The sequence below is a fragment of the Methylotenera sp. genome (assembly GCF_030684185.1).
In the GTDB taxonomy this organism is placed as follows: domain Bacteria; phylum Pseudomonadota; class Gammaproteobacteria; order Burkholderiales; family Methylophilaceae; genus Methylotenera.
This window is the reverse complement of record NZ_JAUXOY010000027.1, coordinates 92,830-109,622: the sequence shown is the minus strand read 5'-3', so window position 1 is coordinate 109,622 and position 16,793 is coordinate 92,830. Positions and strand designations below refer to the sequence as shown.

Below are 16,793 nucleotides of genomic sequence, written 5' to 3'. Positions count from 1 at the left end.
AATAATCCAAAGAAAAATAGTAAATATGGAACAACTTCCCCTACTCGCCAGCCATCAAGCCCAAGGAGCTATTACACTACCAGGCTCAAAAAGCATCTCCAATCGTACTTTATTGCTGGCAGCACTATCGAATGGTGTCACTGAGATACGTGATTTATTGGCTTCTGACGACACCTCTCGCATGCTGGAAGCTTTAGAAAAACTAGGTGTAAAGTGCGAAAATTTTGCCAAAAATGCCTGGCGGGTAGCGGGTTGCAATGGCAATTTTCCTAACAAAAATGCTGATTTATTTCTAGGCAATGCGGGTACAGCGTTTAGGCCGCTGACTGCGGCACTTGCTTTAGCTGGTGGAGAATACACTCTTTCAGGCGTGCCTCGTATGCATGAACGCCCGATAGGTGATTTGGTGAATGCATTGCGTCTAACAGGCGCAAACATTGAATACTTAGGAAATGATGGATTTCCACCATTAAAAATATCGCCAGCCAACATTAATCTGGACAAAGCAATCGCTATCCGTGGTGATGTTTCCAGCCAGTTTTTAACGGCCCTGCTTATGGCGCTACCCTTGACTGGCAAGCAAGCCTCTATTGAGGTAATTGGCGAGTTGATTTCTAAACCCTATATAGAAATCACGCTTAATTTGATGGCTAAATTTGGTGTCATTGTGCACCGTGATGGCTGGCAACGTTTCACCATTGCAGCTAACTCAGCCTACACTTCACCCAAACAGATTTTTGTAGAAGGTGATGCCTCGAGCGCTTCGTATTTCTTGGCTGCTGGGGCGATTGCAGGTAATGTACGAGTGGAAGGGTTAGGAAAAGACAGTATTCAAGGCGACGTATTATTCGCTGAGGCACTCGCCTTAATGGGCGGAGAAATTTCTTACGGCGAAAATTATATAGCTTCCAGCAAAGCAAATAAAATTAAAGCCATTGACCTAGACTGCAACCACATCCCTGATGCTGCCATGACTTTGGCAATCGTCGCCTTGTTTGCGGATGGCACTACGACTTTACGAAACATCGCCAGCTGGCGTGTCAAAGAAACTGACCGTATCGCTGCCATGACTGCAGAATTACGCAAAGTCGGCGCAATTGTTGAAGAAGGCGCAGACTACATTAAAATCACACCGCCGGCCCAACTCACTCCTAACGCAGTCATTGATACTTATGACGACCACCGTATGGCAATGTGTTTTTCACTAGTCACCCTAGGTGGCGTGCCAATAACCATTAACGACCCTAATTGCGTTGCAAAAACCTTCCCAAACTTTTTTGCCGAATTTAAAAAACTGGTTTATTAAATTTTACTTAAGGGCATCTCTTTTAATTCAAGTTTCTACCCGTAAGGGACATCTCCACCAATCTAAGCAGCTAAAGCTGCAATATTGGTGCGATAAGCCAGGCAAGGCGCGAACAAAAAATTGTAACGCGGCATATATTTGATATGTAGGGAATTATTTTTTTGTGAGCAACGCAGTATCGCGACATACGACTTTTCAAGCACTTTAGTGCTTAGAAAATCGGAGTGCCTGTGGTGCGAAAGTTGAATTAGGTGCTGTTTAACTAATGCACATGCAACCAGCCTAAACTCACCGTCTTAGCATGTGTTTCGGGGCTTGTTTCTTCAAAGTGCTTCCATGCTTTTTCATGAAAATAAAATATAACGGTATTACATGCTGGCTCAATCACCGCAAGTAAACCGCCAACGACAACACTGCCCGTCACTAAATAACCTACCGTAAATGCAACGGTAAAGTGTAAAATCGCAAATGAAAATGTTTTAGCCATGTTGTCTCTCCAGTAACCTTACTTCAATATGGCTATCATCTATCTAATCAATCTTTTAATCCAATTGATTATTAAAAACCATTTAATAAGTTTTATTTATGAGTAATGTCATTCAAAATAATATTCCTGTGATTGCTATCGACGGTCCATCCGCTTCCGGTAAAGGCACAGTTGCACAGCTTGCCGCATCACGCCTTGGCTTTCATTATTTAGATTCAGGCGCATTGTATAGAATAGTTGCATGGGCAACGCAACAAAGAAACATCGCTTGGGATGACGCCATAGCCGTGACTGAATGCGCAAAAACACTAATCATTGAGTTTATCAATGAACAGGTTTTTCTGAATAATACAGATATCTCAAATGAGATTCGCACCGAAGCCATAGGCAAAGGTGCTTCGCAAGTCGCGGTACATGCGCCATTACGTGCCGCCTTGTTAGATATGCAACATGGCTTTTGCCGAGCGCCCGGCTTGGTAGCAGATGGTCGCGATATGGGTACAGTAGTTTTTCCTAACGCCGAGCTGAAAATATTTCTTACCGCGAAGACTGAGACTCGCGCTCAACGAAGATATCAGCAATTATTAGCAAAAAACCAAGTCTCCCTAGATTTCAGCAACACTTACGGTAGTATTCTGCAAGACTTGCTAGAACGAGATGCACGCGATAAGAACAGAGCAAGCGCCCCGCTTACCTTGGCCGATGATGCTATTTTGCTAGAAACAGATAATTTAAGCATTTCAGCTGCTGTTGATAATGTTTTATATAATTTTCAACAGAAAATTAGCAAATAGTCTTTTATTTTTCAATGTTTTAGTTATAATTCTATTCTTTGTAATTTTTAAGAATTTTTCGCCTGCGTATTACATTGATTCGCAGTTTTTTAATCACCCCACTGCTAGGTGGGATTATTTTTTAGGTAATTTTATTTAATGGCTTCTACTTCTAAATCTACTACTTCTGCTTCATCATCAGGCATGGAATCTTTTGCTGCGCTTTTTGAAGAAAGCTTAGCTCACCAAGAAATGCGTTCTGGTGAAGTGATCACCGCTGAGGTTATCTCAGTTGACCAAGATCACGTGATTGTTAATGCTGGTCTAAAATCAGAAAGCGTAATTGCTGCTGAAGAATTCAAAAACGCTCAAGGCGAAATTGAAGTTCAAGTTGGCGACTTCGTAAAAGTGTTAATCGAAAAACTGGAAGATGGTTTCGGTTCAACATTGCTTTCACGTGAAAAAGCTAAACGCATGGAAACATGGTTAGATTTAGAAGATGCAATGAACGAAGGCCGCATCATCAAAGGTTTCGTCAGCGGTAAAGTTAAAGGCGGTTTACGCGTATCTGTAAACGGCATCATGGCTTTCTTACCAGGCTCATTAGTCGATGTACGTCCTGTAAAAGACACCACACCATTTGAAAACAAAGAGTGTGACTTAAAAGTAATCAAAATCGATCGTAAGCGTAACAACATCGTTGTATCTCGTCGCGCAGTAATGGAAGTTAGTGCTGGTGCAGACCGTGAAGCGCTAATGGGTACATTAGCTGAAGGATCAGTTGTTAAAGGTATCGTTAAAAATATTACAGACTACGGTGCTTTCGTTGATTTAGGTGGCATTGATGGTTTACTACACATTACAGACTTGGCATGGCGTCGTGTAAAACACCCATCTGAAGTCTTAACAGTAGGTGAAGAAGTTGAAGCTAAAATCTTAAAATTCGATCAAGAGAAAAACCGTGTTTCATTAGGTATCAAGCAATTAGGCGACGATCCATGGGTTGCATTGACACGCCGTTATCCAGTAAGCACTCGCCTATTCGGTAAAGTTTCAAACTTGACTGATTACGGTGCGTTCGTTGAAATCGAACCAGGTATCGAAGGTTTAGTTCACGTTTCTGAAATGGATTGGACTAACAAAAACATTCATCCAGGCAAAATCGCTCAATTAGGCGACGAAGTTGAAGTGATGATTCTTGAAATTGACGAAGCGCGTCGTCGTCTATCATTGGGTATGAAACAATGTAAAGCCAACCCATGGGATGACTTCTCTGCAACGCATCACAAAGGTGATATCGTTTCAGGTCAAATCAAATCTATCACAGACTTTGGCGTATTCATTGGCTTGCCAGGCGGTATCGACGGTTTAGTTCACTTGTCAGATCTATCATGGTCACAAACTGGCGAAGAAGCTATTCGCAACTTCAAAAAAGGTGATGAGCTACAAGCAGTTATCTTGGCTATCGATGTAGAAAAAGAGCGTATTTCACTAGGCGTTAAACAACTTTCTGCTGACCCTTCAGGCGCAACTGCTGCAACAGATGATAAAGCTGAAGTTAAACCTAAAGCTAAATCTGCTAAAACCAAAGAAGCTGCAAAAGTTCCGGATGATGGCGCAGCTGCTGGTACAACCAACCTTGGTGCTTTACTAAAAGCTAAATTAGACAGCAAGAAATAAGCTAACTAGCGACAAGATAAAGGTACCTTAAATGAACGCAGATGAAATGAAAGCACATAAGCATGACTAAATCTGAACTAATCACCTTGCTTGCAGAGCGTTTTCCGCAGCTAGTTGTGAAGGATGCTGAGCTATCGGTAAAGGCGATTCTAGACGCGATGTCTGATAACCTAGCTACTGGCGAGCGCATTGAGATACGAGGCTTTGGTAGCTTTAGCTTAAATTATCGTCCTCCACGCTTAGGTCGCAATCCTAAAACCGGCAGTAAAGTACAAGTTCCAGAAAAACATGTACCGCATTTTAAAGCTGGTAAAGAGTTACGTGAACGTGTGGATTTGGGTTAAGCTTTATGCAGAGTCCAATACTATAATAGTTTAAGTTCTAGTGTTTTAAAAGATAAAAACGGCAGCTTCAAGCTGCCGTTTTTTTATTGCCTTCCATCAACATCAAAAGCTTAAATCAACCTTATTGATTAATTTAAGCTAAAATTACACTTATGCAAAACTTAAACCATATACAGAAAACTGGCATATGCCAATTTAATAATCTATACAACAAAATATCAATAAAAGTGAAGCCGCATGGAATTTGAATTTTGGTGGTTATTAGCACTACCGTTATTTTTTAGCTTAGGTTGGCTCGCTGCTCGGGTAGATCTCAAACAACTGCTAGCCGAATCTACCGCTTTACCTGCCGCCTATTTTAAAGGCTTAAATTTCCTCATCACAAATCAACAAGATAAAGCTATTGAAGCCTTTAGTGAAGCCGTGCAGGCCAATACTGACTCACTTGAACTTCACTTTGCATTAGGCAGTCTTTTCAGAAAACGTGGTGAAGTAGACCGTGCAATTCATTTACACCTCAATTTACTTGAAAAAAAAGAACTTGAACCGCAGCAAAAATTAGCCGTTACCGCTGAACTTGCTCAAGATTATTTAAAAGCTGGCTTACTTGACCGAGCAGAAGAACTCTTTGAATCGCTTGATGACGACCGATATCGCCAGCCCGCCCTGCGTGCTTTACTTGAAATTTACGTAAGAGAACGAGAGTGGGAGCGCGCTATCAAAGCCGCCACTGAACTGGAAAGGCTTTCCGGCGTTCCATTTCGAATTGAAATATCCCACTATTACTGCGAAATGGCAGTTAAATCTAAACTTGCCAATGATACACATACTGCCAGATTTGAACTGGATCAGGCCTTAAATGCCAATAAAAACTGCGTGCGTGCCAATGTTCTATTAGGAGATCTTGAAGCAGAAGCTGGTGCACATAAAGAAGCTATCTCTACTTGGAAACGTATCGAATTCCAAAAACCTGAATATCTAGGTTTAATTGCGCCAAAGCTACTTAATAGTTATCGCGCCCTCCATCAAACAACGGAGGGCTTACATTTGTTGCAAACCTATCTGCAAGTATACAAACTATCGTCATTACTTAATGTACTTTACGAAGCAACTTTGGCTGAAGAAGGTGCTGAAAGTGCTGCAAAATTAGCGCGTAATGAACTTATTAAAAAACCTAGCTTAAATACTCTAGACCAATTACTTCAGGCTAGGGCTATTGTAGAAACTAATAATCAGCAAAGTTCAAATCAGCAATATTCGAACCCACAAGACACTCAGCTAATGCAACAAGCTGTTCGTCATGCTATAGGCAATAAAACTGCCTATTATTGCGAACATTGCGGTTTCAAGGCTAAATACCATCACTGGCAATGTCCGGCTTGTAATGCATGGGAAGCATTACCGCCTGAACCCACAACTGTTTGAAATATATATCAACTAATAAACTACAAATAAATCACGTTAAATAAATGAAAATTTCTAACCAACAAACACCCTACAACAATGACCCTAAAATTATTGTTGCCCTAGACTACCAGGATGCAGCTAGTGCGCTCAAATTAGTCAATCAACTTGATCCCGCACTTTGCCGACTAAAAGTGGGTAAAGAACTTTTTACTGCAGCAGGTCCACAATTTGTGACAGAATTAGCCCGTTCAAACTTTGGTGTATTTTTAGATTTAAAATTTCATGATATTCCAAACACCGTAGCAAAAGCTTGCACCGCTGCCAGCAACTTAGGCGTATGGATGCTCAATGTACACGCTAGTGGTGGGCTTGATATGATGCAGGCTGCTCAGCAGGCTGTGCAGAGCAATGAAAATAAACCTTTTTTAATTGCTGTTACTGTGCTTACCAGCATGAACCAGGCTGGTTTAAATCAAATAGGAGTACACACGGACTTAGCCACACACGTTCTCAACCTTGCAATGCTCACTAAGCAGGCCGGATTAGATGGTGTAGTTTGTTCAGCACTTGAAACTAAAATTTTGCGCTCAAAGTTAGGCAACGATTTTTGTTTAGTTACCCCAGGTATACGTCCTGCGAATGTCAGCCAAGACGATCAATCTCGCGTTGTTACTCCTGCAGATGCGCTAAGGAATGGGGCTAGCTATTTAGTCATAGGCAGGCCGATTACGCAGGCAAATAAGCCGCTTAAAGCGCTGGAAGCAATTCATAATGAATGCGTTCATTTATCAACGTTAGATTAGTGTAAGCTTTGCTATGGCATCATGTAATTTAACATTGCAGCCATTTGTATCATTTATACTTTTTAAGTTATGATTGATGCAGTAGTTCAATTTTATTGAATAATACTTTATTTACGCTTGATTTTTTATAACTTGATTTTTACACCATGGAGAAACAAAAATGAAAAAAATGTTGTTAGCATTAGTTACCTTTTTAAGCTTTAGTCTTAGCGCACTTGCTGGCGTAAACATCAACACTGCAACACAGGCTGAACTTGAAAGTTTAGATGGTATTGGCCCGGTGAAAGCTCAGGCGATTATTGATTATCGCAAAAAAAATGGCGCGTTCAAATCTGTTGATGATCTCGAAAAAGTAGACGGTGTTGGTCCTGTGACATTACAAAATGTACGTAAAGATGTTTCAGTAAGCGGCACCACTACTGCCGTTGCTAAAACAGCTAAAGAGACCAAGCCAGTTAAAGAAAAAAAAGAAACTAAAGCCGCACCGGTAGCGACTACACCGGCTGAAAAACCGGCTAAGGCTGAAAAAGCAACTAAAGAAGCTAAATCAACAGCAAAAGTAGAAGATACTGAAAAAGCGGCTAAAAAAGCTGCTGCCGATGAGAAAAAAGCAGCTAAAAAAGCTGCTGCTGAAGAAAAGAAAGCGGCTAAAAAGGCCGCCGATGCAAAAGCAAAAACCCAGTAATTCTCATTATTTCTGAATTCGAAAACAGATTTACGGTAACATTGAATAGCAATGAAAGTTATCGCTAAACTTGCTTAAAATCTAACCATATTTATACTTAGTAGACTGCTCTAAATAAAAAACCCGCTTTCGCGGGTTTTTTTAAAGATACTCGTTTTATTAATGGTCGTGATGATGTTTGTCATGTCCATAAGCGTACCCGTTTTTATGATTACGCTTATGTTTTTTATGTTTCTTATATTCTTGATTGCTGTAATTATTACCTGAACTCTTCTCTGGTTCCGCAATCACTTTACCTATTACAGCCCCGCCTGCCCCACCTGCGCCTGCGCCAATGATTGCGCCTGTTTTACTGCCACTCACCTTACGGCCTATATAAGCACCGCCACCACCACCAACGGCACCGCCAATTACTGCTCCTGTCTGGCCTTCTCCTTTAGTAGTTACTGCGCCGCCAAGCCCGCCGCCAACCGCACCACCAACAACTTCTCCTGTGCTTCCGCCAACCACACCACCAATTGCAGTACCCGCTGCAGCACCTAAGCCACCACCTAATATTGTTTTAACATTACTATCATTTGCCATTACATGGCCAGAAAATAACAGAATCGCTAATAATTGAACATTGATAAATTTCATTACAGTTTCCTTTCCTTACACAAAATAGTGACTTGCACTTTAAATGTTAGTCTAGGAATTTAAGCACACAATTTTAAATATTCCTTGTGTGATATTTTCCCACAACTAAAACTTGGTACATCACAACACTATTTCACACGCATACCTAACTGCGCACCTGCGTCTGGACTAAGAATAAACGGCCCACCATTCTCATCACTTGCTGCTAGCACCATACCCTCGCTCATACCAAACTTCATTTTACGTGGTGCTAAATTCGCTACCATCACAGTTAATCGGCCTTTAAGCGTTTCAGGGTCATAAGCTGATTTAATGCCTGCAAATACTTGACGTGGTTCTTCTTCACCAATATCAAGTGTGAGTTTGAGAAGCTTCTCAGCGCCTTCCACATGCTCAGCATTGACGATTTTAGCAATACGTAAATCCACCTTGGTGAAGTCGTCAATGCTGATATATTCAGCTTCGGCTGTTTCAGCCTTAGCCTCATTTTGCTGATGCGCCGCGTGGCGTTGCTCTGAGTGCGGCTGCGGTGTTGCAGTTAAATTTTCTTTATTGGCTTCGGTCATGGCTTCAATTTGTTTTGCTTCAATGCGTGATATTAAATGCTTATAAGCAAAAACTTCATGTCTTACAGAAAGCAAGTTCTCTGAGTCGCTCCATTTTAGTGGCTGAATATTTAGCATACCTTCAACCTGATAAGCAATTCTTGGGAGTATTGGTTTTAAATAAATAGAAATAAGTCTAAATGCATTCAAAATGACAGAGCAATTCCAATGAGTTATTGTATCTAACTGCTGATACTTAGCTGTCTCCCAAGGCTTAACATCATCGACATAATCATTTACCACATCCACCAATTCCATAATCAGTCGAACAGCTTTATTAAATTCCCTTGATTCATATAATTCACTTATTCGAGAAGCTGAGTTTTGAATTCGCTCAATGAACTCGATTGGTTGTTTTTTTCCCATATCAGGATATTTAACAAGCACTGGAGAATCGAGTGGCAACCGTAAAGTCAAATATGAATTTACACTAATTGATCTATCACTCAGTTTTCCCCCGAACTTTTTAGAGATAAATCCCGCCGTACGACTGGCGATATTGATGTATTTTCCGACCAAGTCGCTATTCACCCGCGCGATAAAGTCTTCTAAATTCAGGTCGATGTCTTCCATCGTGCTATTGAGTTTTGCCGCGTAGTAATAACGCAAATATTCTGGGTTTTTAATATGGTCTAAGTAGCTGCGTGCCGTTATAAACGTGCCGCGAGATTTACTCATTTTTTCGCCGTTCACGGTTAAAAAGCCATGAGCGAATATTTGTGTCGGTTTACGGTAACCAGAAAACTCTAATGTTGCAGGCCAAAACAAGGCATGGAAATATAAAATATCTTTACCGATAAAGTGGTAAAGCTCAGTTTTACTGTCTTGCCCCCAATATTCGTCAAAGTCCAAACCTTGGTCTTGGCAAAGCTTTTTAAAGCTTGCCATATAGCCTATAGGCGCATCTAGCCATACATAGAAATACTTACCTGGTGCATCAGGAATCTCAAAGCCAAAATAAGGTGCATCACGCGAAATATCCCAGTCATTAAGGCCATTTTCAAACCACTCGCCCATTTTATTGGCCGCTTCTCCCTGCAAGGTACCTGAGCGTGTCCAATCTTTTAGAAATTGCTCACATTCTGAAAGTTTGAAAAAATAATGTTCTGTTTCTTTTCGCACTGGTGCTGCGCCTGAAACAGCCGAATAAGCATTAATCAGTTCAGTCGGGTTATAAGTTGCGCCGCATACTTCACATGAATCACCATACTGGTCTTTGGCATGACATTTTGGGCATTCGCCCTTAATAAAGCGGTCAGGTAAGAACATGTTTTTCACTGGATCATAAAACTGCTCTATCGTTTTTGTAGCGATTTTACCGTTAGCTTTTAATTTCTTATAAATACCTTGGGAAAGCACTTTATTCTCAGGCGCATTGGTTGAATAGTAATTATCGAATTCAACCAAGAACTCATTAAAATCCGCAAAATGTTCTTTGTGCACAGCTTCAATCAAAGCTTCCGGTGTAATGCCCTCTTTCTCGGCGCGCAGCATAATCGGCGTGCCGTGCGTATCATCCGCACATACATAATGCACGGTATTACCCTGCATCTTTTGAAAGCGCACCCAAATATCCGTTTGAATATATTCCACCAGATGGCCTAAGTGGATGCTGCCGTTGGCATATGGAAGTGCTGAAGTGACAAGAATTTTACGGGGAGTGATTGCAGTTGCCATGAGATATATGGATCTATAAAGCTAAAACGCTATTCTAGCAAATGACGCCAGCTTAACCCAGCGATGATTATTGATTTTATTCATAATAGCCTAATTAAAATGTACGCAATCAAGCCAAATTTTTTTATATAAAACACTTAAGCTACATATACAATCAACCATACAATCTGGCATACAATCAGTTAAAATACCTTATCTTTTTACTCAAGTTAACACTCTAACTTTTCAATCAGGAATTTACGGAATGGCAATTTCAGAATTACTCATCCAAAGCACTTTAAAAGTATGTATAGACCCTAACACTGACAAAGATTTTATCAGTAGCAAATCTGCTAAAAATATCCAAATCAATGGCAACGACGTCAGCGTAGACATCGTACTTGGCTACCCAGCAAAGTCTGTGATGTCGGACGTACAAGCACTTGTGAGTAATGCACTTAAAGGACTACCTGACATAGGCAATGTAACCGTTAATATCGGCAGTCGTATCGTGGCGCATAAAGCGCAGCAAGGCGTAACTTTATTACCTAATGTTAAAAACATTATTGCTGTGGCTTCTGGCAAAGGTGGAGTTGGCAAATCAACAACATCAGTAAACCTGGCTTTGGCATTAGCCGCTGAAGGTGCAACGGTAGGCTTGCTGGATGCCGACATCTATGGCCCAAGCCAGCCACAAATGCTAGGCATTAGCGGTCGTCCAGAAAGCAAAGATGGCAAAACGATGGATCCGATGGAAGCGCATGGCATACAGGCCATGTCAATTGGCTTTTTAATTGATGCTGACACGCCCATGGTATGGCGCGGCCCTATGGTAACTGGTGCGCTAGAACAATTATTGCGTGATACAAAATGGCGTGACTTGGATTATCTAGTCATTGACTTACCCCCTGGTACAGGCGATATTCAACTGACACTTGCACAAAAAATCCCAGTCACAGGTGCGATTATCGTCACCACGCCGCAAGACATTGCGTTGCTGGATGCGCGTAAAGGCTTAAAAATGTTTGAGAAAGTCGGCATCCCTATTTTAGGCATTGTCGAAAACATGAGCACTCACATTTGCAGCCAGTGCGGCCATGAAGAACATATTTTTGGCGCAGGTGGTGGTGCGCTTATGTGTAAAGATTACAACGTCGACTTACTCGGAAGTTTACCGTTAGACATTAGCATCCGCGAACAAGCTGATAGTGGAAAACCCACAGTGATAGCGACACCAGATTCTAAAATATCAGGTATTTACAAAGAAATAGCGCGTAAAGCAGCCATTAAGATTGCCAATGCCAGCTTAGACCACAGCAGTAAATTTCCTAACATTGTGATTCAGAATACCTAAACACATCATTAACACTAGCTCTTTTAACCGAGAGCTAGTGTTATTATTGATTTCGCATAAAATCAGCCACGCCATACAACTGCTCAGCAAGCCTTTTCATAAGCAAATCTTCATAAGCCAATTGATGCATCGCTTTAATCATGCAATACATCCACTGGTCGCGCGCAGATTCATCGATTGCAAATGGTAGGTGTCGTTTACGCAGCATGGGATGCCCGTAACGTTCTATATATAACTGCGGGCCACCAGTCCAACCTGTTAAGAACATAAAAAGTTTTTCGCGTGCTGAGGTTAAGTCCGCTTGATGCATGGCGCGAATTGGCGCAGCTTTCGGGTCACTGTCCATAATGTCGTAAAAAGTTTCCACCAATTTACGTATATTCTCTGTGCCGCCAGCCTCACCGCCTAGCAAATCAAAAAACGTGGTTTTACTAGTACCCGCTTCTTCTACTTTATTGAGCATGTTTGTTTATTTTCTAAATTAAACCATTTTAAGTTTAAGCGATTTTTGGCTTTACTAAACTTGCCGCCAGCTTTGCCCGTGAGCGTGCTTCTGTCACATCTTTACCCGTAGCAAGTGCTACGCCCATACGTCTTTTAACAAAGGATTCTGGCTTGCCAAATAGACGAATATCACTACTTGGAACTGCCAATGCAGCTTCTACGCCATCAAATACCAAATTATTAGTTTCGTGCTGACCGTAAATCACAGCACTTGCACCAGCATCACGCAAGCTTACATCCACAGGCAAGCCCAAAATAGCACGGGCGTGCAAATCAAATTCGCTAAAACGTTGGCTAGCCATCGTTACCATGCCAGTATCATGCGGACGCGGACTCACTTCGCTAAACCATACACTATCGCCCTTGATAAACAACTCTACACCGAACAAACCTAAGCCACCCAAACTGTCTGTCACTGCTTTTGCAATTCTTTTTGATTCTTGCAATGCGCCTGCAGTCATGGCCTGCGGTTGCCAGCTTTCAACGTAATCGCCCTTTTCCTGCACATGGCCGATAGGCTCGCAGAAATAAGTGTTTATTTCGCCAGATGCATTTTTAGCGCGTACAGTGAGCAAGGTGATTTCATAATCAAAATCAATTTGACCTTCCACAATCACTACCCCTTGATTCACTCGCCCCCCTGAAGCAGCATAATCCCATGCGGTTTTAACTTCACTCGCATTGGTGATGCGTGATTGACCTTTGCCTGATGATGACATGGTTGGTTTAATGAAACATGGGTAACCAATACCTGCATCAATCGCGGCTTGCAGGTCAGCTTCACTTCTGGCAAATGCATAGGGTGAGGTTGGTAGATTGAGTTCTTCAGCTGCCAATCTGCGGATGCCTTCGCGGTTCATGGTAAGTTGCACAGCCTTAACCGTTGGAATCACCGTTGCGATATCTGCTGCTTCAATATCCGCAAGGGTGTTAGTATTAAGCGCTTCAATCTCAGGCACAATCAAATGCGGTTTTTCTTGTGCAATTAAATCACGCAAAGCTTTATCATCAGTCATATCTATGGTGTAAGCGCGATGCGCAACTTGATGGCCTGGTGCATTTTTATAACGGTCTACCGCGATGACTTCCACACCTAAACGTTGCAGCGCGATGATGACTTCTTTACCTAATTCACCGCTTCCGAGCAACATAACACGTGTAGCGCTAGGACTTAATGGGGTACCAATTTGCATGACATTCTTTCATTTTTTGATTGCCTCAATCATAACATGCGAGGCATTTCGAGGTCATTCTTCAATAGAATTTAATAAAAAATTAACTGAAATTAATTGTCTGGAAAACACAGCTTTCTGCAATTTTCTCTACGTTTTCTTAAACGCTGTTGAGCAACTGCCGCACTGGAACATTCAAAAACCCGCGCAAAACAAGCCACGCAGCCAGTGGAATAAGAATAGCTGAAACCAACATGGCACTGCATGCTAGGGTAATGTTCAATTGAAATGGGATATCAAGCACATGAGCACTCATATAATACGCCAGCATATTGGCAGCCACTGCTGCAACAAAAGCCGAGATTAAGCCTATGCACGCAAACTCAGCGATATAGGCAACACCGACTTGCCGCCGTGAAGCGCCAAATACGCGCATCAGCGTGGCTTCCGTGATGCGTTCTTCCCGCGTTGCTACCAGCGCCGCATAAAGCACCGCCATGCCTGCAATCAAACTAAAGGCAAACACATACTCAATGGCATTACTCATTTTCTGCATAATGCCACGCACTTGCTGCATGAGCGCCGCAACATCAATCACGGTAAGATTTGGATAAGTCCGTATCAATTGATTCATTGGCGCATCGGCACCTAAAGGCAAATGAAAGCTGCTAATATAATTAGCAGAAAAATCATCCAGCACACCCGGTGGCGTTACCGCGAAAAAATTGGCACGCATCGTATCCCATTCTACTTTTCTGATACTGGTCACAGTGAGCGTTAATGGGTTGCCTGCAATATCAAACACCAGCTTATCGCCCAGCTTTAAACCTAAACTGATAGCTAAATCTTGCTCAAGAGATAAATACGGCTTGCCATGCTCTGCTGCTGTCCACCAACTGCCAGATAAGAGCTTATTGTCGTCTTGCATGTTTGCAGCCCAAGATAGATTGAACTCTCGCTCGGCAAGACGCTTTGCACGCTCATCTTTCCAGTCTGTTAGTCCGATGTCTTTACCATTGGCACTCATTAACCGGCCACGCACCATCGGAAAAATCGTTCCGCCCTTGATATTCTGATCTTCAAAAAACTGCTTAACACCTTCGATTTGTGTAGGTTGAATATTGATAACGAAACGATTTGGCGCATCAGCCGGCAGCGAAGCTTGCCAGTTACGAATCAGATCACCACGAATCAATGCTAACAACATCAGCACCATCAAGCCCATGCTGAAACCAATCATCTGCACGGTAGACAGACCAAATCGTCGCTTGAGTCCAAGCACGCCGATTTTTATATCATTCAGCACTTGGCTTTTCCACGATAGATTCTGTGATGACAAGTTAAATAAGTGACTGGATAAATTAACTATAAGATACGAAAATCCAACAATTGCAACGCATAGCAGCAACAAGGCAAGAATGGTAGAAAAGGCAAGTTTCACGTCGCGCGCTTGCCAAAAAATCATGGCGAACATCACCAATGCAGCTGGTAGAAATTTCGCTTGCGCTGAAATAGGCTGAGAAAGTGTTTCACGCCGCAGAATATTCATAGCGGTTAAGTTGCGCATTTGCCATGCGTGAGGCAACACCACAGCAAACATCATGGCAATACTGGTCACAATTCCTACTAAAACTGGTGTGGCGGAAGCGGGAGGCAATGCCTCTAAAAATAAACTGCCTGCTAATTTTGCCAAGCCGAACTGGCCGATAAAACCTAAGGCCACGCCCAGCAAAGCACTAAAGAATGCAATTAAAATAGTTTGTATGGCTAGCACTTGTAACACGGTATTTTTTGAAGCGCCAAAACAGCGCATAAGCGCAAATGTATCGAGACTTTGTTTGATGTAAGGCAAACTCGAAAGCAGCATGGCGACCATCGCTAAAATGACGCTGACCATGGAAGACAAGCCTAAAAACTGCTGGGCTTTATCCAGCGCTGATTTAATTTCAGGGCGTGCATTTCGTACATCCTGTATTTTTTCGCCACGGCTTAACTCAGGTTTGCTTTGTTCAAAATATTGATTTATTTTTTGAGGACTTGAAGCGAGCAAGAGTTGGTATTTCACACGGCTGCCGTATTGAATCAACTTGGTAGAAGGCAAATCGTCAGCGTGCATCATCAAGCGGGGTGCAAAACCAAACATGTCGCCACCACGCGATGGCTCACGTATCAATATCGCGCTGACACGCAACTTACGCTCGCCAACTTCAACTTCGCTACCAACTTTGATGTTTAGTAAATTCGCCAATCTTGGCTCAACCCAAACCTCACCGACTTTGGGCGTAGTTTTTACTACATAACCAGCATCAGTGGTATGTTTACCTAGCGTTAGGTCACCTCTTAGCGGAAATTCCTGTCCGACAGCCTTGATTTCAGCAAGTTGATTGACTTCACCAAACACCACCATGCTTGCAAACTCATAGGTTTTAACCATAGCCATACCTTGTGTTGCTGCACGCTCTACAAAACGCTCTGGAATATCATGGTCTGACAAAATAGCAAGGTCGCCGCCAAGCAATAAACCGCCTTGCTGATTCAGGGAAGTTTCGACGCGTTGCGTGAAAAATCCAGTTGAAGTAATCGCTGTCACAGCTAACACCAAAGCAAAAATGAGTACGCGTAACGCACCTGAGCGCCACAAATTGACAGTTTGTGTCCAAGCTAATTTAAACGGAAATCTCATTTTGATACCAACTCTGGTGCAAGCTCAGCCAGCACTCCATTTTCAAGCCTAAGCTGGCGCTGACAACGATTTGCCAAATGCACATCATGCGTTACCAAAACCAGCGTAGTACCAGCTTCCCTATTCATTTTAAATAACAACTCAATAATGACTTGTCCAGTCGTATTATCTAAATTACCTGTCGGTTCATCTGCAAACAAAATCGAAGGCTGTGTGGCAAATGCCCGCGCAATCGCAACACGCTGTTGCTCGCCACCTGAAAGCTGTTTAGGGTAATGCTGCACACGTTCGCTCAAGCCTACTTTTTTTAACGCCTCCAGGCTCAGTACTTTAGCGTTTGGATTACTTTTCAATTGCAACGGCAGCATCACATTTTCTAAAGCGGTAAGTGAAGGCAGTAACTGAAATGACTGAAACACAAAGCCCATGTTTTTAGCACGAATTGCCGCCCTGCCGTCTTCATCCAAACTACTAAAAGGTTTACTTTGGATTTGAACGCTACCGCTGGTTGGTACGTCCAACCCTGCCAGTAAACTCAACAGTGTCGATTTACCAGAACCTGAACTGCCGATAATCGCGACTTGCTCACCCGTTAAAATTGACAAATTTAAGTTCTGAAGCACTCGAATATGGTTATCATAGCTAATAAATTCATAGGTCAAGTTTTGCGCTTGAATGATAGGAGATTGTTGCAT

General features: G+C 42.3%; 15 protein-coding genes. 8 read left to right on the top strand and 7 right to left on the bottom strand.

Features of this window, described 5'->3' with window-relative positions:
• The first annotated feature begins 25 nt into the window (after nucleotides 1-25).
• Nucleotides 26-1,306 (top strand): 3-phosphoshikimate 1-carboxyvinyltransferase, encoded by a 1,281-nt coding sequence (gene aroA, locus Q8J82_RS10485; RefSeq protein WP_304891085.1) that lies wholly within the window; start codon nucleotides 26-28, stop codon nucleotides 1,304-1,306.
• Nucleotides 1,307-1,568: 262 nt separating this feature from the next.
• Here aroA and Q8J82_RS10480 read toward each other — a convergent pair whose 3' ends face one another.
• Nucleotides 1,569-1,793: a DUF2061 domain-containing protein gene (locus Q8J82_RS10480; protein WP_305252600.1), complete on the bottom strand. Its 225-nt coding sequence runs from the start codon at nucleotides 1,791-1,793 to the stop codon at nucleotides 1,569-1,571.
• 98 nt (nucleotides 1,794-1,891) lie between these two features.
• On the opposite strand from Q8J82_RS10480, the gene cmk reads away from it, so the two are divergent.
• From cmk to Q8J82_RS10450, 6 genes are all read left to right on the top strand, one after another.
• Nucleotides 1,892-2,587, top strand: coding sequence for a (d)CMP kinase (cmk, locus tag Q8J82_RS10475; protein ID WP_305328266.1), 696 nt, complete (start codon nucleotides 1,892-1,894; stop codon nucleotides 2,585-2,587).
• Nucleotides 2,588-2,725: 138 nt separating this feature from the next.
• The gene (gene rpsA / locus Q8J82_RS10470; RefSeq protein WP_304891088.1) at nucleotides 2,726-4,246 is read left to right on the top strand and encodes a 30S ribosomal protein S1; all 1,521 of its coding nucleotides are present in this window, start codon (nucleotides 2,726-2,728) and stop codon (nucleotides 4,244-4,246) included.
• A 62-nt stretch (nucleotides 4,247-4,308) separates the two neighbouring features.
• Nucleotides 4,309-4,590 (top strand): integration host factor subunit beta, encoded by a 282-nt coding sequence (locus Q8J82_RS10465; RefSeq protein WP_013148307.1) that lies wholly within the window; start codon nucleotides 4,309-4,311, stop codon nucleotides 4,588-4,590.
• 237 nt (nucleotides 4,591-4,827) lie between these two features.
• A complete protein-coding gene (gene lapB / locus Q8J82_RS10460) occupies nucleotides 4,828-6,015 on the top strand; it encodes a lipopolysaccharide assembly protein LapB (protein ID WP_304891089.1) in 1,188 nt (395 codons plus the stop codon).
• 44 nt (nucleotides 6,016-6,059) lie between these two features.
• Nucleotides 6,060-6,800 carry an orotidine-5'-phosphate decarboxylase gene (gene pyrF / locus Q8J82_RS10455; protein WP_305326837.1) on the top strand — a complete coding sequence of 247 codons (741 nt, stop codon included), beginning with the start codon at nucleotides 6,060-6,062 and terminating at the stop codon, nucleotides 6,798-6,800.
• Nucleotides 6,801-6,960: 160 nt separating this feature from the next.
• A complete protein-coding gene (locus Q8J82_RS10450; RefSeq protein ID WP_305252602.1) occupies nucleotides 6,961-7,485 on the top strand; it encodes a helix-hairpin-helix domain-containing protein in 525 nt (174 codons plus the stop codon).
• Between the two features lie 159 nt (nucleotides 7,486-7,644).
• On the opposite strand, the gene Q8J82_RS10445 is transcribed toward Q8J82_RS10450, so the two are convergent.
• Nucleotides 7,645-8,124 carry a hypothetical protein gene (locus Q8J82_RS10445; RefSeq protein ID WP_304891092.1) on the bottom strand — a complete coding sequence of 160 codons (480 nt, stop codon included), beginning with the start codon at nucleotides 8,122-8,124 and terminating at the stop codon, nucleotides 7,645-7,647.
• A gap of 128 nt (nucleotides 8,125-8,252) precedes the next feature.
• Nucleotides 8,253-10,406, bottom strand: coding sequence for a methionine--tRNA ligase (metG, locus tag Q8J82_RS10440; protein WP_305328265.1), 2,154 nt, complete (start codon nucleotides 10,404-10,406; stop codon nucleotides 8,253-8,255).
• Between the two features lie 244 nt (nucleotides 10,407-10,650).
• Between metG and apbC the strand changes: the two genes are divergently transcribed.
• The gene (apbC, locus tag Q8J82_RS10435) at nucleotides 10,651-11,739 is read left to right on the top strand and encodes an iron-sulfur cluster carrier protein ApbC (RefSeq protein WP_305326835.1); all 1,089 of its coding nucleotides are present in this window, start codon (nucleotides 10,651-10,653) and stop codon (nucleotides 11,737-11,739) included.
• Nucleotides 11,740-11,782: 43 nt separating this feature from the next.
• Here the strand turns inward: apbC and Q8J82_RS10430 are convergent, their stop codons facing one another.
• The 4 genes from Q8J82_RS10430 to Q8J82_RS10415 form a co-directional block, all read right to left on the bottom strand.
• The gene (locus Q8J82_RS10430; protein WP_305326834.1) at nucleotides 11,783-12,202 is read right to left on the bottom strand and encodes a group II truncated hemoglobin; all 420 of its coding nucleotides are present in this window, start codon (nucleotides 12,200-12,202) and stop codon (nucleotides 11,783-11,785) included.
• 34 nt (nucleotides 12,203-12,236) lie between these two features.
• A complete protein-coding gene (gene purT / locus Q8J82_RS10425; RefSeq protein ID WP_305326833.1) occupies nucleotides 12,237-13,436 on the bottom strand; it encodes a formate-dependent phosphoribosylglycinamide formyltransferase in 1,200 nt (399 codons plus the stop codon).
• A gap of 139 nt (nucleotides 13,437-13,575) precedes the next feature.
• Nucleotides 13,576-16,098: an ABC transporter permease gene (locus Q8J82_RS10420; RefSeq protein ID WP_305328264.1), complete on the bottom strand. Its 2,523-nt coding sequence runs from the start codon at nucleotides 16,096-16,098 to the stop codon at nucleotides 13,576-13,578.
• Nucleotides 16,095-16,793 (bottom strand): ABC transporter ATP-binding protein, encoded by a 699-nt coding sequence (locus Q8J82_RS10415; RefSeq protein WP_305328263.1) that lies wholly within the window; start codon nucleotides 16,791-16,793, stop codon nucleotides 16,095-16,097. Before Q8J82_RS10415 ends, Q8J82_RS10420 begins: the two co-directional genes overlap by 4 nt.